General features: G+C 61.6%; 13 protein-coding genes. 6 read left to right on the forward strand and 7 right to left on the reverse strand.

From position 1 onward, the window contains the following. Nucleotides 1–1,127: hemagglutinin repeat-containing protein (locus NCT32_RS29030; RefSeq protein WP_250490823.1), on the forward strand; the 1,127-nt coding region annotated here is incomplete at its 5' end. 234 nt (nt 1,128–1,361) lie between these two features. Here NCT32_RS29030 and NCT32_RS29035 read toward each other — a convergent pair. Further along, entirely contained in the window at nt 1,362–1,688 is a 327-nt protein-coding gene (locus tag NCT32_RS29035) for a hypothetical protein (RefSeq protein ID WP_143756366.1), read from the reverse strand. 785 nt (nt 1,689–2,473) lie between these two features. Between NCT32_RS29035 and NCT32_RS29040 the strand changes: the two genes are divergently transcribed. Then, nucleotides 2,474–3,205 (forward strand): Crp/Fnr family transcriptional regulator, encoded by a 732-nt coding sequence (locus NCT32_RS29040; protein WP_061119554.1) that lies wholly within the window; start codon nt 2,474–2,476, stop codon nt 3,203–3,205. Nucleotides 3,206–3,313: 108 nt separating this feature from the next. On the opposite strand, the gene NCT32_RS29045 is transcribed toward NCT32_RS29040, so the two are convergent. The 6 genes from NCT32_RS29045 to NCT32_RS29070 all read right to left on the reverse strand — a co-directional run bounded on the left by NCT32_RS29045 (nt 3,314) and on the right by NCT32_RS29070 (nt 9,923). Continuing rightward, on the reverse strand, nt 3,314–4,141 hold the full coding sequence (locus NCT32_RS29045) for an ABC transporter permease (RefSeq protein WP_061119555.1): 828 nt from the start codon (nt 4,139–4,141) through the stop codon (nt 3,314–3,316). Nucleotides 4,142–4,155: 14 nt separating this feature from the next. Further along, entirely contained in the window at nt 4,156–5,409 is a 1,254-nt protein-coding gene (locus NCT32_RS29050; protein ID WP_061119556.1) for an ABC transporter permease, read from the reverse strand. A 24-nt stretch (nt 5,410–5,433) separates the two neighbouring features. Next, on the reverse strand, nt 5,434–6,480 hold the full coding sequence (locus NCT32_RS29055; protein ID WP_061119557.1) for an ABC transporter substrate-binding protein: 1,047 nt from the start codon (nt 6,478–6,480) through the stop codon (nt 5,434–5,436). 1 nt (nt 6,481) lies between these two features. After that, nucleotides 6,482–7,663 carry an ABC transporter ATP-binding protein gene (locus tag NCT32_RS29060; protein WP_250478083.1) on the reverse strand — a complete coding sequence of 394 codons (1,182 nt, stop codon included), beginning with the start codon at nt 7,661–7,663 and terminating at the stop codon, nt 6,482–6,484. 19 nt (nt 7,664–7,682) lie between these two features. Beyond that, nucleotides 7,683–8,822, reverse strand: a complete 1,140-nt coding sequence (locus NCT32_RS29065; protein WP_061119590.1) for an SRPBCC family protein — start codon at nt 8,820–8,822, stop codon at nt 7,683–7,685. Between the two features lie 174 nt (nt 8,823–8,996). After that, a complete protein-coding gene (locus NCT32_RS29070; RefSeq protein ID WP_061119559.1) occupies nt 8,997–9,923 on the reverse strand; it encodes a LysR family transcriptional regulator in 927 nt (308 codons plus the stop codon). Between the two features lie 174 nt (nt 9,924–10,097). Between NCT32_RS29070 and NCT32_RS29075 the strand changes: the two genes are divergently transcribed. Genes NCT32_RS29075 through argE form a run of 4 tightly spaced genes read left to right on the forward strand, consistent with a single transcriptional unit; the run spans nt 10,098 to nt 13,769 of the window. Then, nucleotides 10,098–11,447 (forward strand): NAD(P)/FAD-dependent oxidoreductase, encoded by a 1,350-nt coding sequence (locus NCT32_RS29075; RefSeq protein ID WP_250490824.1) that lies wholly within the window; start codon nt 10,098–10,100, stop codon nt 11,445–11,447. Nucleotides 11,448–11,478: 31 nt separating this feature from the next. Further along, nucleotides 11,479–11,916, forward strand: coding sequence for a RidA family protein (locus NCT32_RS29080; RefSeq protein ID WP_061119561.1), 438 nt, complete (start codon nt 11,479–11,481; stop codon nt 11,914–11,916). A gap of 19 nt (nt 11,917–11,935) precedes the next feature. Beyond that, entirely contained in the window at nt 11,936–12,613 is a 678-nt protein-coding gene (locus tag NCT32_RS29085; protein ID WP_061119562.1) for a DUF1028 domain-containing protein, read from the forward strand. Next, nucleotides 12,606–13,769: an acetylornithine deacetylase gene (argE, locus tag NCT32_RS29090; RefSeq protein WP_061119563.1), complete on the forward strand. Its 1,164-nt coding sequence runs from the start codon at nt 12,606–12,608 to the stop codon at nt 13,767–13,769. The genes NCT32_RS29085 and argE overlap by 8 nt, the downstream gene beginning before the upstream one ends. Nucleotides 13,770–14,174: the final 405 nt, after the last annotated feature.

The following is a 14,174-nucleotide window of genomic DNA, read 5'->3' on the forward strand; positions in this document are numbered from 1 at the left end:
GCGGCATCGCGCTTGTTTCGACGGGCGACATCAACATCGGCAGCGTGAGCGAAACGCATGATTCGCAGAGCTGGTCGCATCAGAACAGTTCGGGCTTCCTTGCGAACACTGAAACGACCGACACGGCGAACGCGCACGCGGTGTATGCGAACGGCTCGACGATCTCGGGCGATACGGTCATGGGCGTGGCCGGTCGTGACATGACCATCAGCGGTTCGACGGTCGCGGCGACGAACGATGTGGCGCTGAGCGCCGGCCATGATCTGACGATCGACACGACGCAGGATAAGAGCCAGTCGTCATCGTTCCATCAGGAAACGAAGACCGGCATGGGCGCATCGGGTACGGCCATTTCGTACGGCACGCACGACCAGAAGGACACGAGCAACGACGCGTCGGTGAGGAACAACGCGAGCCTGATCGGTAGCACGGATGGCAGTGTGCATCTGTCGGCCGGCAATGACCTGCACGTCACGGGAAGCGATCTGATCGCGGCGAAGGACATGATCGGTACGGGCGCGAACGTGACGATCGATGCGGCGACCGACACGTCGCATCACGACGAGACGCATGAGACGAAGCAAAGCGGTGTCTCGCTCGGCGTCAAGGGCGGTCTGGTCGACATGATCCAGTCGGCGGCGGATCAGGCGGACGCGTCGGGCAAGAGCGAGGATTCCCGCGCCTCGACGCTTCATTCGATTGCGGCGGCGGGGAGCCTCGCGGCGGCCGGTGAATCGATGGCAAGCGGCAAGCCGGACGTCAAGGTCGAACTGAGCTTTGGCAGCAGCCACAGCAAGGACACGTTCACCGAAGAGACGACGACGCAGCGCGGCTCGAACGTGCAGGCAGGCGGTACGGCAATGTTCGCGGCGACGGGCAGCGACACGCCTGGCAGCGGCAACGTGACGATCGCGGGCTCGAATGTCAACGCAACCGATGTGGTGCTCGCGGCGAAGAATCAGGTCAACCTGGTCAACACGACGGACACGGATTCGACGCGCAGCACGAACGAGTCGAGCAGTTCGAGCGTGGGCGTGTCGTACGGGACGCAGGGTTGGGGCGTCAGAACAACAAACCCTGCTTCGAGCTGGGTTTGTTGTTTGTGGGAGTGGTTCAAGCGGGCGTGATGACGAGTCTTCCGTGTTCGACTTGCACTCTCACGCTTACCGGCCGCGCAAGACTCCTGCGCCCCTTTATCCGTGGATCCAACAGGCCGAGCGCGAACGGCCGTTTCTCTTGATGTGTCGCTCGGCAAGAGCGGTTGATGCTTTAAGATTGGCGTCAGCCATAGTCAACTCCTCAGATGAGTTGGTTGTGGTCAGCGGGTCGTATGGGTTGCCGCCCATGCGGCCCGCGCTTCTTCAAACGTGTTTCTTCCCTACTTCTGCCCGCCGATATGTGCCCTGGAGCGACGCGCCGCGTTCAAGGCGGCCATCGCGGCTCGCTCCGAACTTGCAGCCGAGCGATTGCCTTAACGAATGCCGTTGATCGAATATCTGCAGGCCGAGTGAGTTAGCGGACGAAAAGGAAAAACTATTTCGATCGATCGCGAAGATCGATTCTTTGCGCCATGCCTGTTTCAACGGCGTGCCCGACAGGCTCGTTCTGCAATTGGCTGTCGCGCTGTGAGCCGACACATCATCATGAGCGGCTATGCGGCGAACGCCGGTGCCTTCGTCGAGACCCACATCCTCGACAATCTTTGGTCGCGCGTGCGGTGCCGCAGCGCGAGAAGGAATACGAACCCGCCTTGGTCAGGCGATTGTCGAACGAGATACGCTGACCCGGCGCGGAACCCGCTCTGATATTTTTAAGCCTCTGTGGAGTCGGCATTCCCCTTAGGTATAAGCAATGCAACGTTTTTCGCGCCGACGCTAAACCGCCCTCCATAACGCGAGCCTCGGCTCGACGACGCGCACGTAGCGCGCGGAGCCCCGTGCAATAAGGCCTGACGCCAGCGCAACGCCTGATCTTCAAAAGGCGCATCCGAAGCCGTTAACCACGTTTGCAACATTTTGCGAGCGCGCACCATTTCCGCTGTGACAAGGCTTCGGGGCCCGCAATCAGCAACGTTTTGATGACGGACCCCTCGCCCGGCGCCCCACCCGACAAGGCATTCGCCAGACGAAAACGTTTGGCGTGGGCGCGATGTCGCGTTCGATCCGTATGAAGGTCGCCTTTCATGTTTGAATCAATTTTGTTCGTAGTCGAGCACGCGCCGCCGCGCGCTGCGTGCGGACTCGCGCAAACCCCAACTGGTATAAGGATTGGCGTGCGCTGGCACACCTCTCGCTAATGTATGACCACGCACGAAGGTCACCGCGATCCTTCAACAACAGATAAGAGCGGTGAATTCGTGCTACGGGGCTGGTCGCAACAGGGTTCGATGTACGCCGACAGATGCATACGCGAATCCTGTTGCGAGCCAGAAGAAATCAAAAGCGCCAGGCGCACACGCACGAGACTAAAAAAAATGTTGACTCTCCAATCCGATCTGCACGGCAATCATCTGTTGGGCGCGCTTCCGGCACAGGAATGGCAAGCCATTGCGCCGCATCTCGAACTTGTCCAGTTGCGCACCGAGCAGTTGCTGTGCGATTCCGGTCAGCGCATTCACCACGTCTATTTCCCGACCACGGCGATTATTTCGCTGCTGCATACGATGGAAGACGGCGGCTCCGTCGAAGTCGCGGCGGTCGGTCGTGAAGGGATGTCCGGCGTTCCGGTGCTCACGGGCGGCGACACCATGCCCACGCGCGTCCAGGTGCAATGCGCGGGATTCGCGTATCGCATGAGTGCGGGCGCGCTGCGCGAGCACTTCGGTCGCTCGGACTTTCTGCGCCGCGTGATGTTGCTGTACATGCAAGCTCTTCTCACGCAAGTCGCGCAGACGGCCGCATGCAACCGCCATCACTCGCTGTCGAAGCAACTGTGCCGCTGGCTGCTGATCCAGACGGATCGCACGCCGTCGGATCAACTGCGTGTCACCCAGCAGATGATCGCGGACATGCTCGGCGTGCGCCGTGAAGGCGTGACCGAAGCCGCAGGCAAGCTGCATGACGCGGGCGTGATTCATCATAGCCGCGGCTGCATCAAGATCCTGGATCGCGCAGAGCTGGAAGAGCGCGCGTGTGAATGCTACGGCATCGTTAAGCGCGAGTTCGATCGGATGCTGCCGCGTCGGCAGGTGGAAGCGACGGTTTGAGCGATTTTCGCCGGATTCCGTATTGATGTTGGTTTATCAGCGTTGCGCCGCACAGGGGCAGTGCCAATAGACCAACAAGAACCGGGATCCGGCGAAAAAAGAAAGCATTCAAACGAGGGCACGGCTGGCCGCAGCCGCCCGCCCCCGCAACCAGTTGATGCTCGCAAAAAGCAGCACAGCAAACACAATCAGCATCGTCGCAACCGCGAGAATCGAAGGATCGATCGAATCGCGGATACCGCTCCACATCTGACGCGGCACGGTGCGCTGATCCGGCCCGCCGATGAACAGGATCACGATCACTTCATCGAATGAGGTCGCGAAAGCGAACACGCTGCCCGTGGCGACCGCAGGCGTGATGAGTGGCAAGGTCACCCGCCGGAACGCCGTCCAGGGCGTCGCGCCGAGGCCGGATGCCGCGCGCAGCAGACTCTGATCGAACGACAACAACGAAGCCGTCACCGTGATCACGACGAACGGCGTGCCGAGCGCCGCGTGCGCGAGAATCACGCCGGGATACGAGTTCACGAGCCCGAGCGGCGCGAAGATCAGATAGAAACCCGCCGCGACGACGACGATCGGCACGATCATCGGCGAGATGATGATCGGCATGATCACCGAGCGCAGCGGAAACTGCGAACGCGAGAGACCGAGCGCCGCGAGCGTGCCGAGACACGTGGCGATCAACGTCGATGCCGCGCCGATGCCGATGCTGTTCAATAACGAGCGCTGCCAGTCGGGGCTCGTCAGCGCCTGTTCGTACCAGCGCAGCGAAAAACCCTGCAACGGATACGAGAAATACGATCCTGAATTGAACGAGAGCGGAATGATCGCGAGAATCGGCGCGACGAGAAAGAACAGCACGATTGCGGTATGCACGCGCACCCAGCGCGATGCGATGCGTTCGGTCAATACCTTGTTGCGTTGCTCTTTCATGGAAGGAGGACTCCTCAACCGAATCGCAACCGGTCGATGCCGACGATGCGGTTGAACAGGAAATAGAAGATCGCCGTGAAGATCACGAGATACGCCGATAGCGCGCCCGCAAGCCCCCAGTTGAGCTGCGTGTTCGTTTGCAGCGCGATGAGCTGACTGATCATTTCATCGCCTGCGCCGCCGAGCAGCGCGGGCGTGATGTAGTAACCGAGCGCAAGCACGAAGACGAGAAAGCAGCCCGCGCCGACGCCCGGCAGCGTCTGCGGAATATAGACGCGCACGAAGGCGGTGAACGGATGCGCGCCGAGCGATTGCGCCGCGCGCACGTATACGGGCGATACGCCTTTCATCACCGAATAGATCGCGAGAATCATGTATGGCAAAAGGACGTGCGTCATGCCGATCAACACACCCGTGCGATTGAAGATGAGCGGCACCGGATGCGTCGCAAGGCCGAGCCCCATCAACAGACCGTTGATGACGCCGCCCGGTTGCAGCAGCACATACCACGCCGTCGTGCGCACGAGCAGCGACGTCCAGAACGGCACGATCACGAAAAGCATCAGCCGATTGCTGCTCTGCGCGGGCAGATTGGCGAGCAGCCATGCGACGGGATAACCGAGCACGAGGCACAACAGCGTGACGGACGCGCTGATCGATATCGTGCGAAGGAACGCCTGTCGATACACCGACGAGTTATCCGGCACGAATGCGACGTTGCCTTGCGGCGTCACTTGCGCATCGACGGCGGCGAGCAGATAGTCCGGCGTCGGCGAGGTCGCTGCGCGCTTCAAAAGACGCCAGATTTCAGGCGAATTCCAGCGTTCGTCCATCTCGATCAGCGCCGGCTTCCATGCAGGCGGTGTCTCGTCGCGGACGCTGCGCGCGGTGCGCATCAACAGGCTGCGAAATTCGGGCTGCGCGAAATTCAGCCTGCGGGCGACGGTGCCGAGCTGCCCGCTCTGCTGCGCATCCCTGAGCCCGGCGGCGAGCAGCGCGAATGTATGTTCATCGGGCACGCCGCGTCCGTCCCACGCATTGAGCGCGCGCGTGAGCGTGGGCATGCTGCCCGGCACTTCCTTGTTCTCGACACTGCGCGCAAGCAGCAGCGCGATCGGTGCGATGAACGTCGACAGCAGAAACACGATCAACGGCAATGCAAGCATCAACGCCTGCACCGATGCGCGGCGGCGCGCTCTTTGATACGAAGCACGGCCATCGGCTCTCGTCGGAGAACCGGTGGCGGGCGCGTGAATCGATGCAGGCATGAGGTCCTCGAGTCGTCGAACGCGTTACTGCGTCAGCCACACCTGAAAGCGCTTGTTGATCTGGTCCGCGTTATCTGCCCAGAAATTCGCGTTGATCTGCACGGCGCGCTTGAAGTTGTCCGGCGCGGTCGGCATGTCGGCAAGACGCTGTTTATCGACGAGCGCAACCGCATCCTTGCGCGGCGGCGCATACGCGATGTACTTCGACAGATCCGCGGATGCCTTCGGCTGCGCTTGCGACACGATGAACTTGGCGGCCGTGTCGGCGTGTTTCGCGCCAGTCGGAATGGCCCACCATTCGAAGTCGTAGACCTGCGCATCCCAGACCGCCTTGAACGGCTTGTTGTCCTTCTTCGCGGCATCGTCGATGCGGCCGTTATAGGCCTGCACCATCACGACCGCGCCATCGGCGAGCAGCTGCGGCGCCTGCGCGCCCGACTCCCACCACACGATATTCTTCTTGATCGTGTCGAGCTTCTTGAAGGCGCGATCGACGCCGGCGGGCGTGCCGAGCACCTTGTACACGTCCTTCGGCTCGACGCCGTCCGCGATCAACGCCCACTCCATCGACACCTTCGGCGACTTGCGCAAGCCGCGCTTGCCGGGAAATTTCTGCAAGTCGAAGAAATCGTTGACAGTGGTCGGCGCGGTCTTCAGCTTGCTCGTGTCGTAGGCATAGACGGTGGACCAGACCATGCTCGCGACCGCGCAATCACTAATCGAGCCGGGGATGAAATCGCTCGTCTTGCCGAGTGACTTCTTGTCGAACTTCTGCAGCAGGCCTTCATCGCAAGCGGTGATCGCGTCGTTGGTTTCAAGATCGATCAAATCCCATGTCGTGTTCTTCGCCTGCTCCATCGCGGAGAGCTTGGCTAAGCCGCCGTCGTACGATTCGGTCGAGAAGTTCACGCCCGTTGCCTGTGTGAACGGTTCGAACCAGGCCTTCTTTGCCGCGGCTTCGAATGCGCCGCCGAAAGTCACGACAGAGAGCGTCTCCGCTGCGTGTGTCGGGATAGTTGCAAACGCAAATACTGCGAGTGCGGCGCATTGTGCTTTGATGTGAGTGCGCATGTCAGTTGGCTCCTGCGGGTGCGGTCGAGATGAGGGAAGGTGAGGGCGGTGTGGTCGGGGCTATCGCGGGTGCGCTCTTTTGCGCCATCATCGCGAGAATCTTGCAGTCGTCGTGACGCCATGCAATGTCGATCGTGCTGCCGGCGGACGGCAACGCATGGCGCTGCGTGTTGGGTACTTTGACGACGATGGAATCGCGCGAGCCGAGCTTCAGATGCACGCGATGATGATCGCCGCAATACACGAGTTCCTCGACGCAGGCGCGCACCACGTTGCTGTGCTCGTCGGGCTGCGCGCCTTCCGTCCCCGGAATATGCGCGCGTTCGGGACGCAGCGCGAGCATCGCTTCGTCGCCGGCGCGCAGGCCGTGTTCGCAGCGTCCGCGAATGACGCTGCCATCCGACAGCGCAAGCGTCGCCCATTCGTCGTTCACACCGGTCACGCGCCCCGTGAGCCCGTTGTTCTCGCCGACGAAGTTTGCGACGAACGCGTTCTGCGCGTTCTCGTAGAGTTCGCTCGGCGTGGCGGCCTGCTGAATGCGGCCATCGGAGAAGACGGCGACACGGTCGGACATCGTCAGCGCTTCGGCCTGATCGTGCGTCACGTAGACGATCGTCAGCGAAAGCTCGCGATGCAGGCGCATGATTTCGTATTGCATCGTTTCGCGCAGGCGCTTGTCGAGTGCGCCGAGCGGCTCGTCCATCAGCACGACGCTCGGCTCGAACACGAGTGCGCGTGCAAGCGCGACGCGCTGCTGCTGCCCGCCGGAAAGCTGGGAGGGACGCCGGTTCGCGAGATGCGGCAGCTCGATCATCTCCAGCGCGCGCCGGACGCGCGTCTTCTGCTCGGCGCGGCTCACGCGACGCACGGAAAGCGGAAACGCGACGTTCTCCGCAATCGTCAGATGCGGAAAGAGCGCGTAGTTCTGAAACACCATGCCGATGTCGCGCTGATGCGGCGGCTTGTCGTCCAGACGCCTGCCATCGAGGCGGATCTCGCCTTGCGTCGGCGTCTCGAAGCCGGCGAGCATCATGAGCGTGGTCGTCTTGCCCGAGCCGGACGGACCGAGCAGCGAAAGAAACTCTCCCTTGCGCACGTCGAGGTTCAGGTCCTCCACGACGTAGTTCGCGCCGTCGTACGATTTGCTCACGCCCGAGAAGGAAATGAAGGAAGGGTCTGACATCGTGATCGCGTCCTGTCTTTCAGTGCTGTGCGAGCTTCGCCGCGATGTAGCGTGCGAAGTCGTAGTTGGGCCGTTCGAGATGGCTCAGGTTGCCGGGCTTCGCGAGCGGCGCATGCACGCCGCGAAACACGGCTTCCACGCCGCGCCTGTCTTCCGCGTTCACCTCATCGAGCAGCTTCTTCAACGTCGTCATATGCGCATTCGCTTCCGGATCGGCAATGAACTCGGGCGCGAGCCCGCCGCCGAAGCGGATATGCACTTGCCCGACGCCGCGCGGCTGCAGCACGAGATACCAGAAGTAGCCGGGCGTGAGCGTAACGAGATGCGCCGGGTAGATCGCGAGCAGCGCGGTCGTCTTGCGCCAGTGACCGGATAACCGCGTGTTGTCAGGATGCGCATTGCCGATCGGCAAGCTCGCTTCCTTCGTGATCCAGTGATAGTTGAACGCGGGATAGCCGGGCGGGCACTCCATCTCTTCGAGCCTCGAATGCGGCCCCACGGTTGCGCGATGCAGCATCGGCAGGTGATAGCTTTCCATGAAATTCTCCGCGAGGATCTTCCAGTTGGTATCCCACACGTGCTCTTCATAGAAAGTTTCGATGTAGTCCGTCATCCCGTACGCGCCGATGAGTTCGCTCAATTCGGCCAGTTGCTGCTGAACGGGCGGCGCACTTTCATTGAGCGTCACATAGATCCAGCCCTGCCATTGTTCGCAGCGCACAGCGGGTAATTTATAGCTTTCCTTGCAGAAGCCTTCTTGCCGGTCCATGAGCGGCGCGCCTTTCAATTCGCCGTCGAGCCCATAGCTCCATGCGTGATACGGACACACGATACGGCGCTTGTTGCCGCGCCCTTCCAGCAGCACCGACATGCGATGCAGACACACATTCGACATCGCCTTGAGCTGCATCTGCTCGTCGCGCAACACGACGATCGGTTGTGCGCCGAGTTGCGCCGTCAGATAGTCGCCAGGCTCTTTCAGCGCGCTTGCACGGCCGACACACTGCCATTCGCGCGCAAAGATGTCGTGCTCTTCGAGGGACAGAAACTCGGGCGATGTATAGACGCCGGGCGGCATGGCGCGCGCATCGCTGAATGATCGTGCGCAATTCGACCGCAATTCGTCGATGACCGTTTGCACCGCGATGGTCCTTGTCATGAGGCTCTCCATGTTCCTCCCCGTGGAAGCGCGTCAACGCGAGGTTTCAAGGCGTTGCGCCCGGCATGGACATCAATCTATCAAGCCAAATTGCCAGCCAAAATATTGTTTTCGGATACAAAGCAAAGCTTTTACCTATGCAGCGCGGATAACTTCTCTATCCGATAGCGCGCATCATGTATCGATATGCAGCCGCCGTATATAAGTCTCGCAGAAGGACGAAAAGCGATGCACGACCTGGCGCGGGCGCATCGTGCGCGATTGCGCGATGCCGAGCGTCGTCGCGTTGACGTTGTCCTTGAAGCGTTTAATCACGAAGTCTTCGCCGTCCACCGTGCGATTCGACTTGAGCGGGAAATTGAGGATGCTATAGCCGAGGCCGTTCGCCACCATGCCGCGCACGACTTCCGGCTGCGATGAACGAAACGCGGGCACGGGGCGGCTGCCGACCGCATCGAAGAGCGCCGCGAAATACTCGCGGCTGTGCGGCAGATCGAGCATCACGTAAGGCTCCGGCAGCAAGTCGGCGAGCGATACCTTGCGTGCGCGCGCAAGTCGATGCGTCTTAGGGAGGATCACATACGGCGGCAAGGAAATCAGCGGCGTGAAGGCGATGTCTTCGGTGAGGTCCAGGCTATAGGTCAGCGCAATATCGAGCGAGCCGTCGTGCAGGCCGCGCAACAAGCCGTCCTGATGGGCTTCTACCGTGCGAAACGAAATGCCCGTGTGCCCGGCCGTGAAGCGGCTGATGAGACCCGGCATGAGCGGCGGCGCGAGCGACACGAGGCAACCGAGCGCGATTGAGCCTGTCATGCCGCCATCCATTTCCTTCGCGGCCATTTGCAGTTCTTCCGCGATCTTCAGCAAATTGCGCGCTTGCCCGAGCAAATCGCGGCCTGCTTGCGTGAGCGACAGGCCGCTCGCGTGACGGCGGATGAATAGTTGCACGCCGAACGACTCTTCGAGATCGGCGAGCGCGGTCGAAATCGACGGCTGCGAGATATGCAGTCTTTTCGCGGCGGCGGTGAAGGACAACGCTTCCGCCGTGACGACGAAATAACGTAGCTGCCGCAGCGAGTAGCGCAAGGGATGGATGTCCATCGACGATGCTCCAGAGATCATGCTTCGATGGGCGGCATTGTGAAACGCTCAAAAATCATTGCATAGCCAAATCCGATGCTAGGCATTTTTTAAATATATTTTTCAGATTCTGGCGGGGCGCGTAGATTTTCACGAGACATCACGGATACAACGGCCTTTCAGAAGGACATAGCCATGACAGTGGAAATGAAGTCAATCGACACGCTGGTGGTCGGCGCGGGACAAGCTGGTGTCGCGATGAGCGAACATCTGAGCAAGCTCGGCGTGCCGCATCTCGTGCTGGAACGCGACCGTATCGCCGAGCGCTGGCGCACGGGCCGGTGGGATTCCCTCGTCGCCAATGGCCCTGCATGGCACGATCGTTTCCCTAATATGGAGTTCGCCGATTTCGACCCCGACGGCTTTGCATCGAAGGAACAGGTCGCGGACTACTTCGTCCAGTACGCGAAAAAATTCGATGCGCCTATTCGTACCGGCGTCGAAGTGAAGAAGGTCGTGCGCAATGCGGGGCGGCCCGGCTTTACCGTCGATACATCTGAAGGAATCATCGAGGCGAATCGCGTCGTCGTTGCAACGGGCCCGTTCCAGCGTCCCGTGATACCGCCCATCGCGCCGAAGAGCGCCGCGCTCATGCAGATTCATTCCGCCGACTATCGCAATACGCAGCAATTGCCGGAAGGCGGCGTGCTGGTCGTGGGCGCGGGATCGTCGGGCGTGCAGATTGCCGATGAACTTCAGCGCGCGGGCCGCCGCGTGTATCTGTCGGTCGGCGCGCACGACCGCCCGCCGCGCGGATATCGCGGACGCGACTTCTGCTGGTGGCTCGGCGTGCTCGGCGAATGGGACGCGGAAGTGATGAAGCCCGGCCGCGAGCACGTGACGATCGCGGTGAGCGGCGCGCGCGGCGGACATACGGTGGATTTCAGGCGTCTCGCGCATCAGGGCATCACGCTCGTCGGCCTGACGAAATCGTTCGACGATACCCGCGTCACGTTCGAAGCCGATCTCGCGGACAACATCCGTCGTGGCGACGAAAACTATCTGTCGCTGCTCGACGCCGCCGATGCCTATGCACGGCGCAACGGCCTCGATCTTCCCGAAGAGCCGGAAGCCCGAATCATTCCCGCCGATCCGGAATGCATGACGCATCCGCTTCTCGAACTCGATCTGGCGAAGGAAGGTGTGAACTCCATCATCTGGGCGACGGGCTATGCCGTCGATTTCACCTGGCTGCAAGTCGATGCCTTCGACGACAAGGGCAAGCCGAAACATCAGCGCGGTGTCGCCAAGGAACCGGGCATCTATTTTCTCGGCTTGCCGTGGCTGTCGCGCCGCGGCTCGGCGTTCATCTGGGGCGTGTGGCACGACGCGAAACATATCGCCGATCACATCGTCACGCAGCGCAAATACCTCGCGTATTACGACGCGCCGCAACATCACGCAGACGAGCAGCGCGTCGAAAGCGTGGAGGGCGCACCCGATGCGTCGCGCGTCCACAAGGTCAGCGAGATGGGCGTCAACTGATTTCAAACAATCCCGTATCAAGGTGCATTCGATGAGCCAACCTACGCATACCCGTATCCGCATGTTCAACACGAAGGATACGTACCCGAATCAGTCGCTCGACAACGATCTTTGCCAGGCCGTGCGCGCGGGCAATACCGTCTATGTGCGCGGTCAGATCGGCACGGACTTCGACGGCAATCTCATCGGTCTCGGCGACCCGCGCGCGCAGGCCGAGCAGGCGATGAAAAACGTGAAGCAGTTGCTCGAAGAGGCGGGCAGCGATCTCTCGCACATCGTCAAGACGACGACCTATCTCACGGATGTGCGCTATCGCGAGCCGGTGTATCGCGAAGTCGGCAAGTGGCTGAAAGGCGTGTTTCCCATCTCGACGGGCCTCACCGTCGTGGCGCTCGGTCAGCCCGAATGGTTGATGGAGATCGACGTGATCGCCGTCATTCCCGATGGCTGGACGCCGCCTCAGGCCTGAACGACGTAAAGGAGGGCACATGACTTTTTCTATCGTCGGACGATGTGAAAAGACGGGGCAGCTCGGCATCGCGATCAGTTCATCGAGCATCGCGGTGGGCGCGCGTTGTCCCTGGGTGCGTGCGGGCGTCGGTGCTGTCGCGACGCAGAACGTCACGCTGCCCGCGCTCGGCTCGCAGATTCTCGATCACATGGAAAGCGCGAAGCTCGATCCCGCCGCGGCGCTGGACCGCGCGCTGGCTGCGAATGAATGGAGCGAGTATCGGCAGGTGACGGTGGTCGATGCGCAAGGCCGCACCGCGTTCTTCAGCGGCAAGCAGGCGCTCGGCACGTATCACGCGGTCGCGGGCAGGCAATGCGTCGCGGCAGGCAACATGCTCGCGGGCATTCATGTGATCGAAGCGCTGATTCCCTCATTCGAGAACGCATCCGGCCATCTCGCGGATCGCCTTCTCGCGGCGATGCAGGCCGCGATTGCAGCGGGCGGCGAAGCGGGACCCGTGCATTCGGCGGCGCTGAAGATTGCGGGCAAGCAGAGCTGGCCGCTCGTCGATCTGCGTGTCGACTGGGCGGATGACGATCCCATCGGCAAGCTCGATGGTCTCTGGCAGGCGTACAGGCCGCAGATGCAGGACTACGTGACCCGCGCATTGAATCCGACCGCCGCGCCGAGCTACGGAGTGCCGGGCGATGAGTGAAGCGACGAGCCGCGATCTGCTCGAACGGCTAATCGGCTTCGCGACGGTGAGCCGCGATTCGAATCTCGAGTTGATCGAATTCATTCGTGATTACCTCGCGGCGCATGACGTCGAAAGCGAGTTGTTCTACAACGCAAAGCGCACGAAGGCCAATCTGTTTGCGACGATCGGACCGCGCGATCGCGGCGGCATCGTGCTGTCCGGTCATACCGACGTCGTCCCGGTCGATGGCCAGCCGTGGACCGTCGATGCATTCCGCCTCACGGAAAAAGATGGACGGCTGTATGGCCGCGGCGCAGCGGATATGAAGGGCTTTCTCGCGTCGGTGCTGGCCGCGGTGCCGGTGTTCACGAAGCGCGATCTCAGCTTGCCCGTGCATCTCGCCTTCTCCTACGACGAGGAAGTCGGATGCCTCGGCGTGCGGCCGATGCTGGCGCAACTGGAGCAACGCGCGCACAAGCCCGTGCTGTGTCTGATCGGTGAGCCGACGTCGCTCAAGCCTGTGCTCGGACACAAGGGCAAGCTCGCGATGCGCTGTCAGGTGAAGGGAGCGCCGTGTCATTCCGCGTATGCACCGTATGGCGTCAACGCGATTCAGTATGCGGCGCGCCTGATCAATCGTCTGGAAGAGATCGGCGAGAAGCTGGCGCAGCCCGAACGTCACGACGCGCGTTTCGATCCTCCGTATTCCACCGTGCAGACGGGCACGATCAAGGGCGGCCGCGCGCTCAACATCGTGCCGGCGGAATGCGAGTTCGACTTCGAAGTGCGCGCGCTGCCGGGCTTCGACGCGAATACGGTCGCCGACGACTTGCAAGCCTACGCGCAAGCCGAACTGCTGCCGAAGATGCGCGCCGTGAAGTCCGACACCGACATCCGCCTCGAACCGCTTTCCGCCTATCCCGGACTGGCGACGCCTCCCGATAGCGAAGCGGCGCGTCTGCTCGCGCTGCTCAGCGGGTCGTCGGCATTCGGCACGGTGGCTTTCGGCACGGAAGGCGGGCTCTTCGATCACGCCGGCATTCCGACGGTCGTATGCGGTCCCGGAAGCATGGATCAGGGACACAAGCCCGATGAGTTCGTGACGGTCGAACAACTCCGCGGTTGCGACGCGATGCTGATACGGCTCGCGGACCATCTCGCGACCACAGCCTGATTACTCACCACGCGCTTGAAGCGATCCCGACGCCCTGAGCGTCAGGGCATCGCTTTGCCGCGCGCATCTCCGGCCCGTGTACATCGGCGTATTCATGAACGGCATTGTGCCGAAATATCTCGATGGCGCGGATCTGTCGTGGGTCGCCGGGTTGCTCCTGACGTCGCCGGTTTATTACTGGCTCGCGTCGCGGGATACGGTTTAACGGCGCAGGCAAAAACGATGCGCAGATGACCTCCAGTGCGGCGCGGTAACGAACGGTTGCCGTTCGGGCGGGACTTTTTCCTGCCCGACAAAAGTGTTGTACGTCCGCCTGCGTTTACGCCTCATGTGCATATGCACATAATCGCGTCACCTGCTGCGAAAACCCTTCGCGGCGCATCGAGGCGGTGACGATCGGAAGCT

The organism is Caballeronia sp. INML2, from assembly GCF_023631365.1.
In the GTDB taxonomy this organism is placed as follows: Bacteria; Pseudomonadota; Gammaproteobacteria; order Burkholderiales; family Burkholderiaceae; genus Caballeronia; species Caballeronia turbans.

Excerpts from the sequence above, each read along its gene's own strand:
- NCT32_RS29080 (WP_061119561.1), top strand. The coding sequence starts at position 11,479 with ATGAGCCAACCTACGCATACCCGTATCCGCATGTTCAACACGAAGGAT.
- NCT32_RS29055 (WP_061119557.1), bottom strand. The coding sequence starts at position 6,480 with ATGCGCACTCACATCAAAGCACAATGCGCCGCACTCGCAGTATTTGCG.
- NCT32_RS29065 (WP_061119590.1), bottom strand. The coding sequence starts at position 8,822 with ATGACAAGGACCATCGCGGTGCAAACGGTCATCGACGAATTGCGGTCG.
- NCT32_RS29085 (WP_061119562.1), top strand. The coding sequence starts at position 11,936 with ATGACTTTTTCTATCGTCGGACGATGTGAAAAGACGGGGCAGCTCGGC.
- NCT32_RS29040 (WP_061119554.1), top strand. The coding sequence starts at position 2,474 with ATGTTGACTCTCCAATCCGATCTGCACGGCAATCATCTGTTGGGCGCG.
- argE (WP_061119563.1), top strand. The coding sequence starts at position 12,606 with ATGAGTGAAGCGACGAGCCGCGATCTGCTCGAACGGCTAATCGGCTTC.
- NCT32_RS29070 (WP_061119559.1), bottom strand. The coding sequence starts at position 9,923 with ATGGACATCCATCCCTTGCGCTACTCGCTGCGGCAGCTACGTTATTTC.
- NCT32_RS29060 (WP_250478083.1), bottom strand. The coding sequence starts at position 7,663 with ATGTCAGACCCTTCCTTCATTTCCTTCTCGGGCGTGAGCAAATCGTAC.
- NCT32_RS29050 (WP_061119556.1), bottom strand. The coding sequence starts at position 5,409 with ATGCCTGCATCGATTCACGCGCCCGCCACCGGTTCTCCGACGAGAGCC.
- NCT32_RS29045 (WP_061119555.1), bottom strand. The coding sequence starts at position 4,141 with ATGAAAGAGCAACGCAACAAGGTATTGACCGAACGCATCGCATCGCGC.
- NCT32_RS29075 (WP_250490824.1), top strand. The coding sequence starts at position 10,098 with ATGACAGTGGAAATGAAGTCAATCGACACGCTGGTGGTCGGCGCGGGA.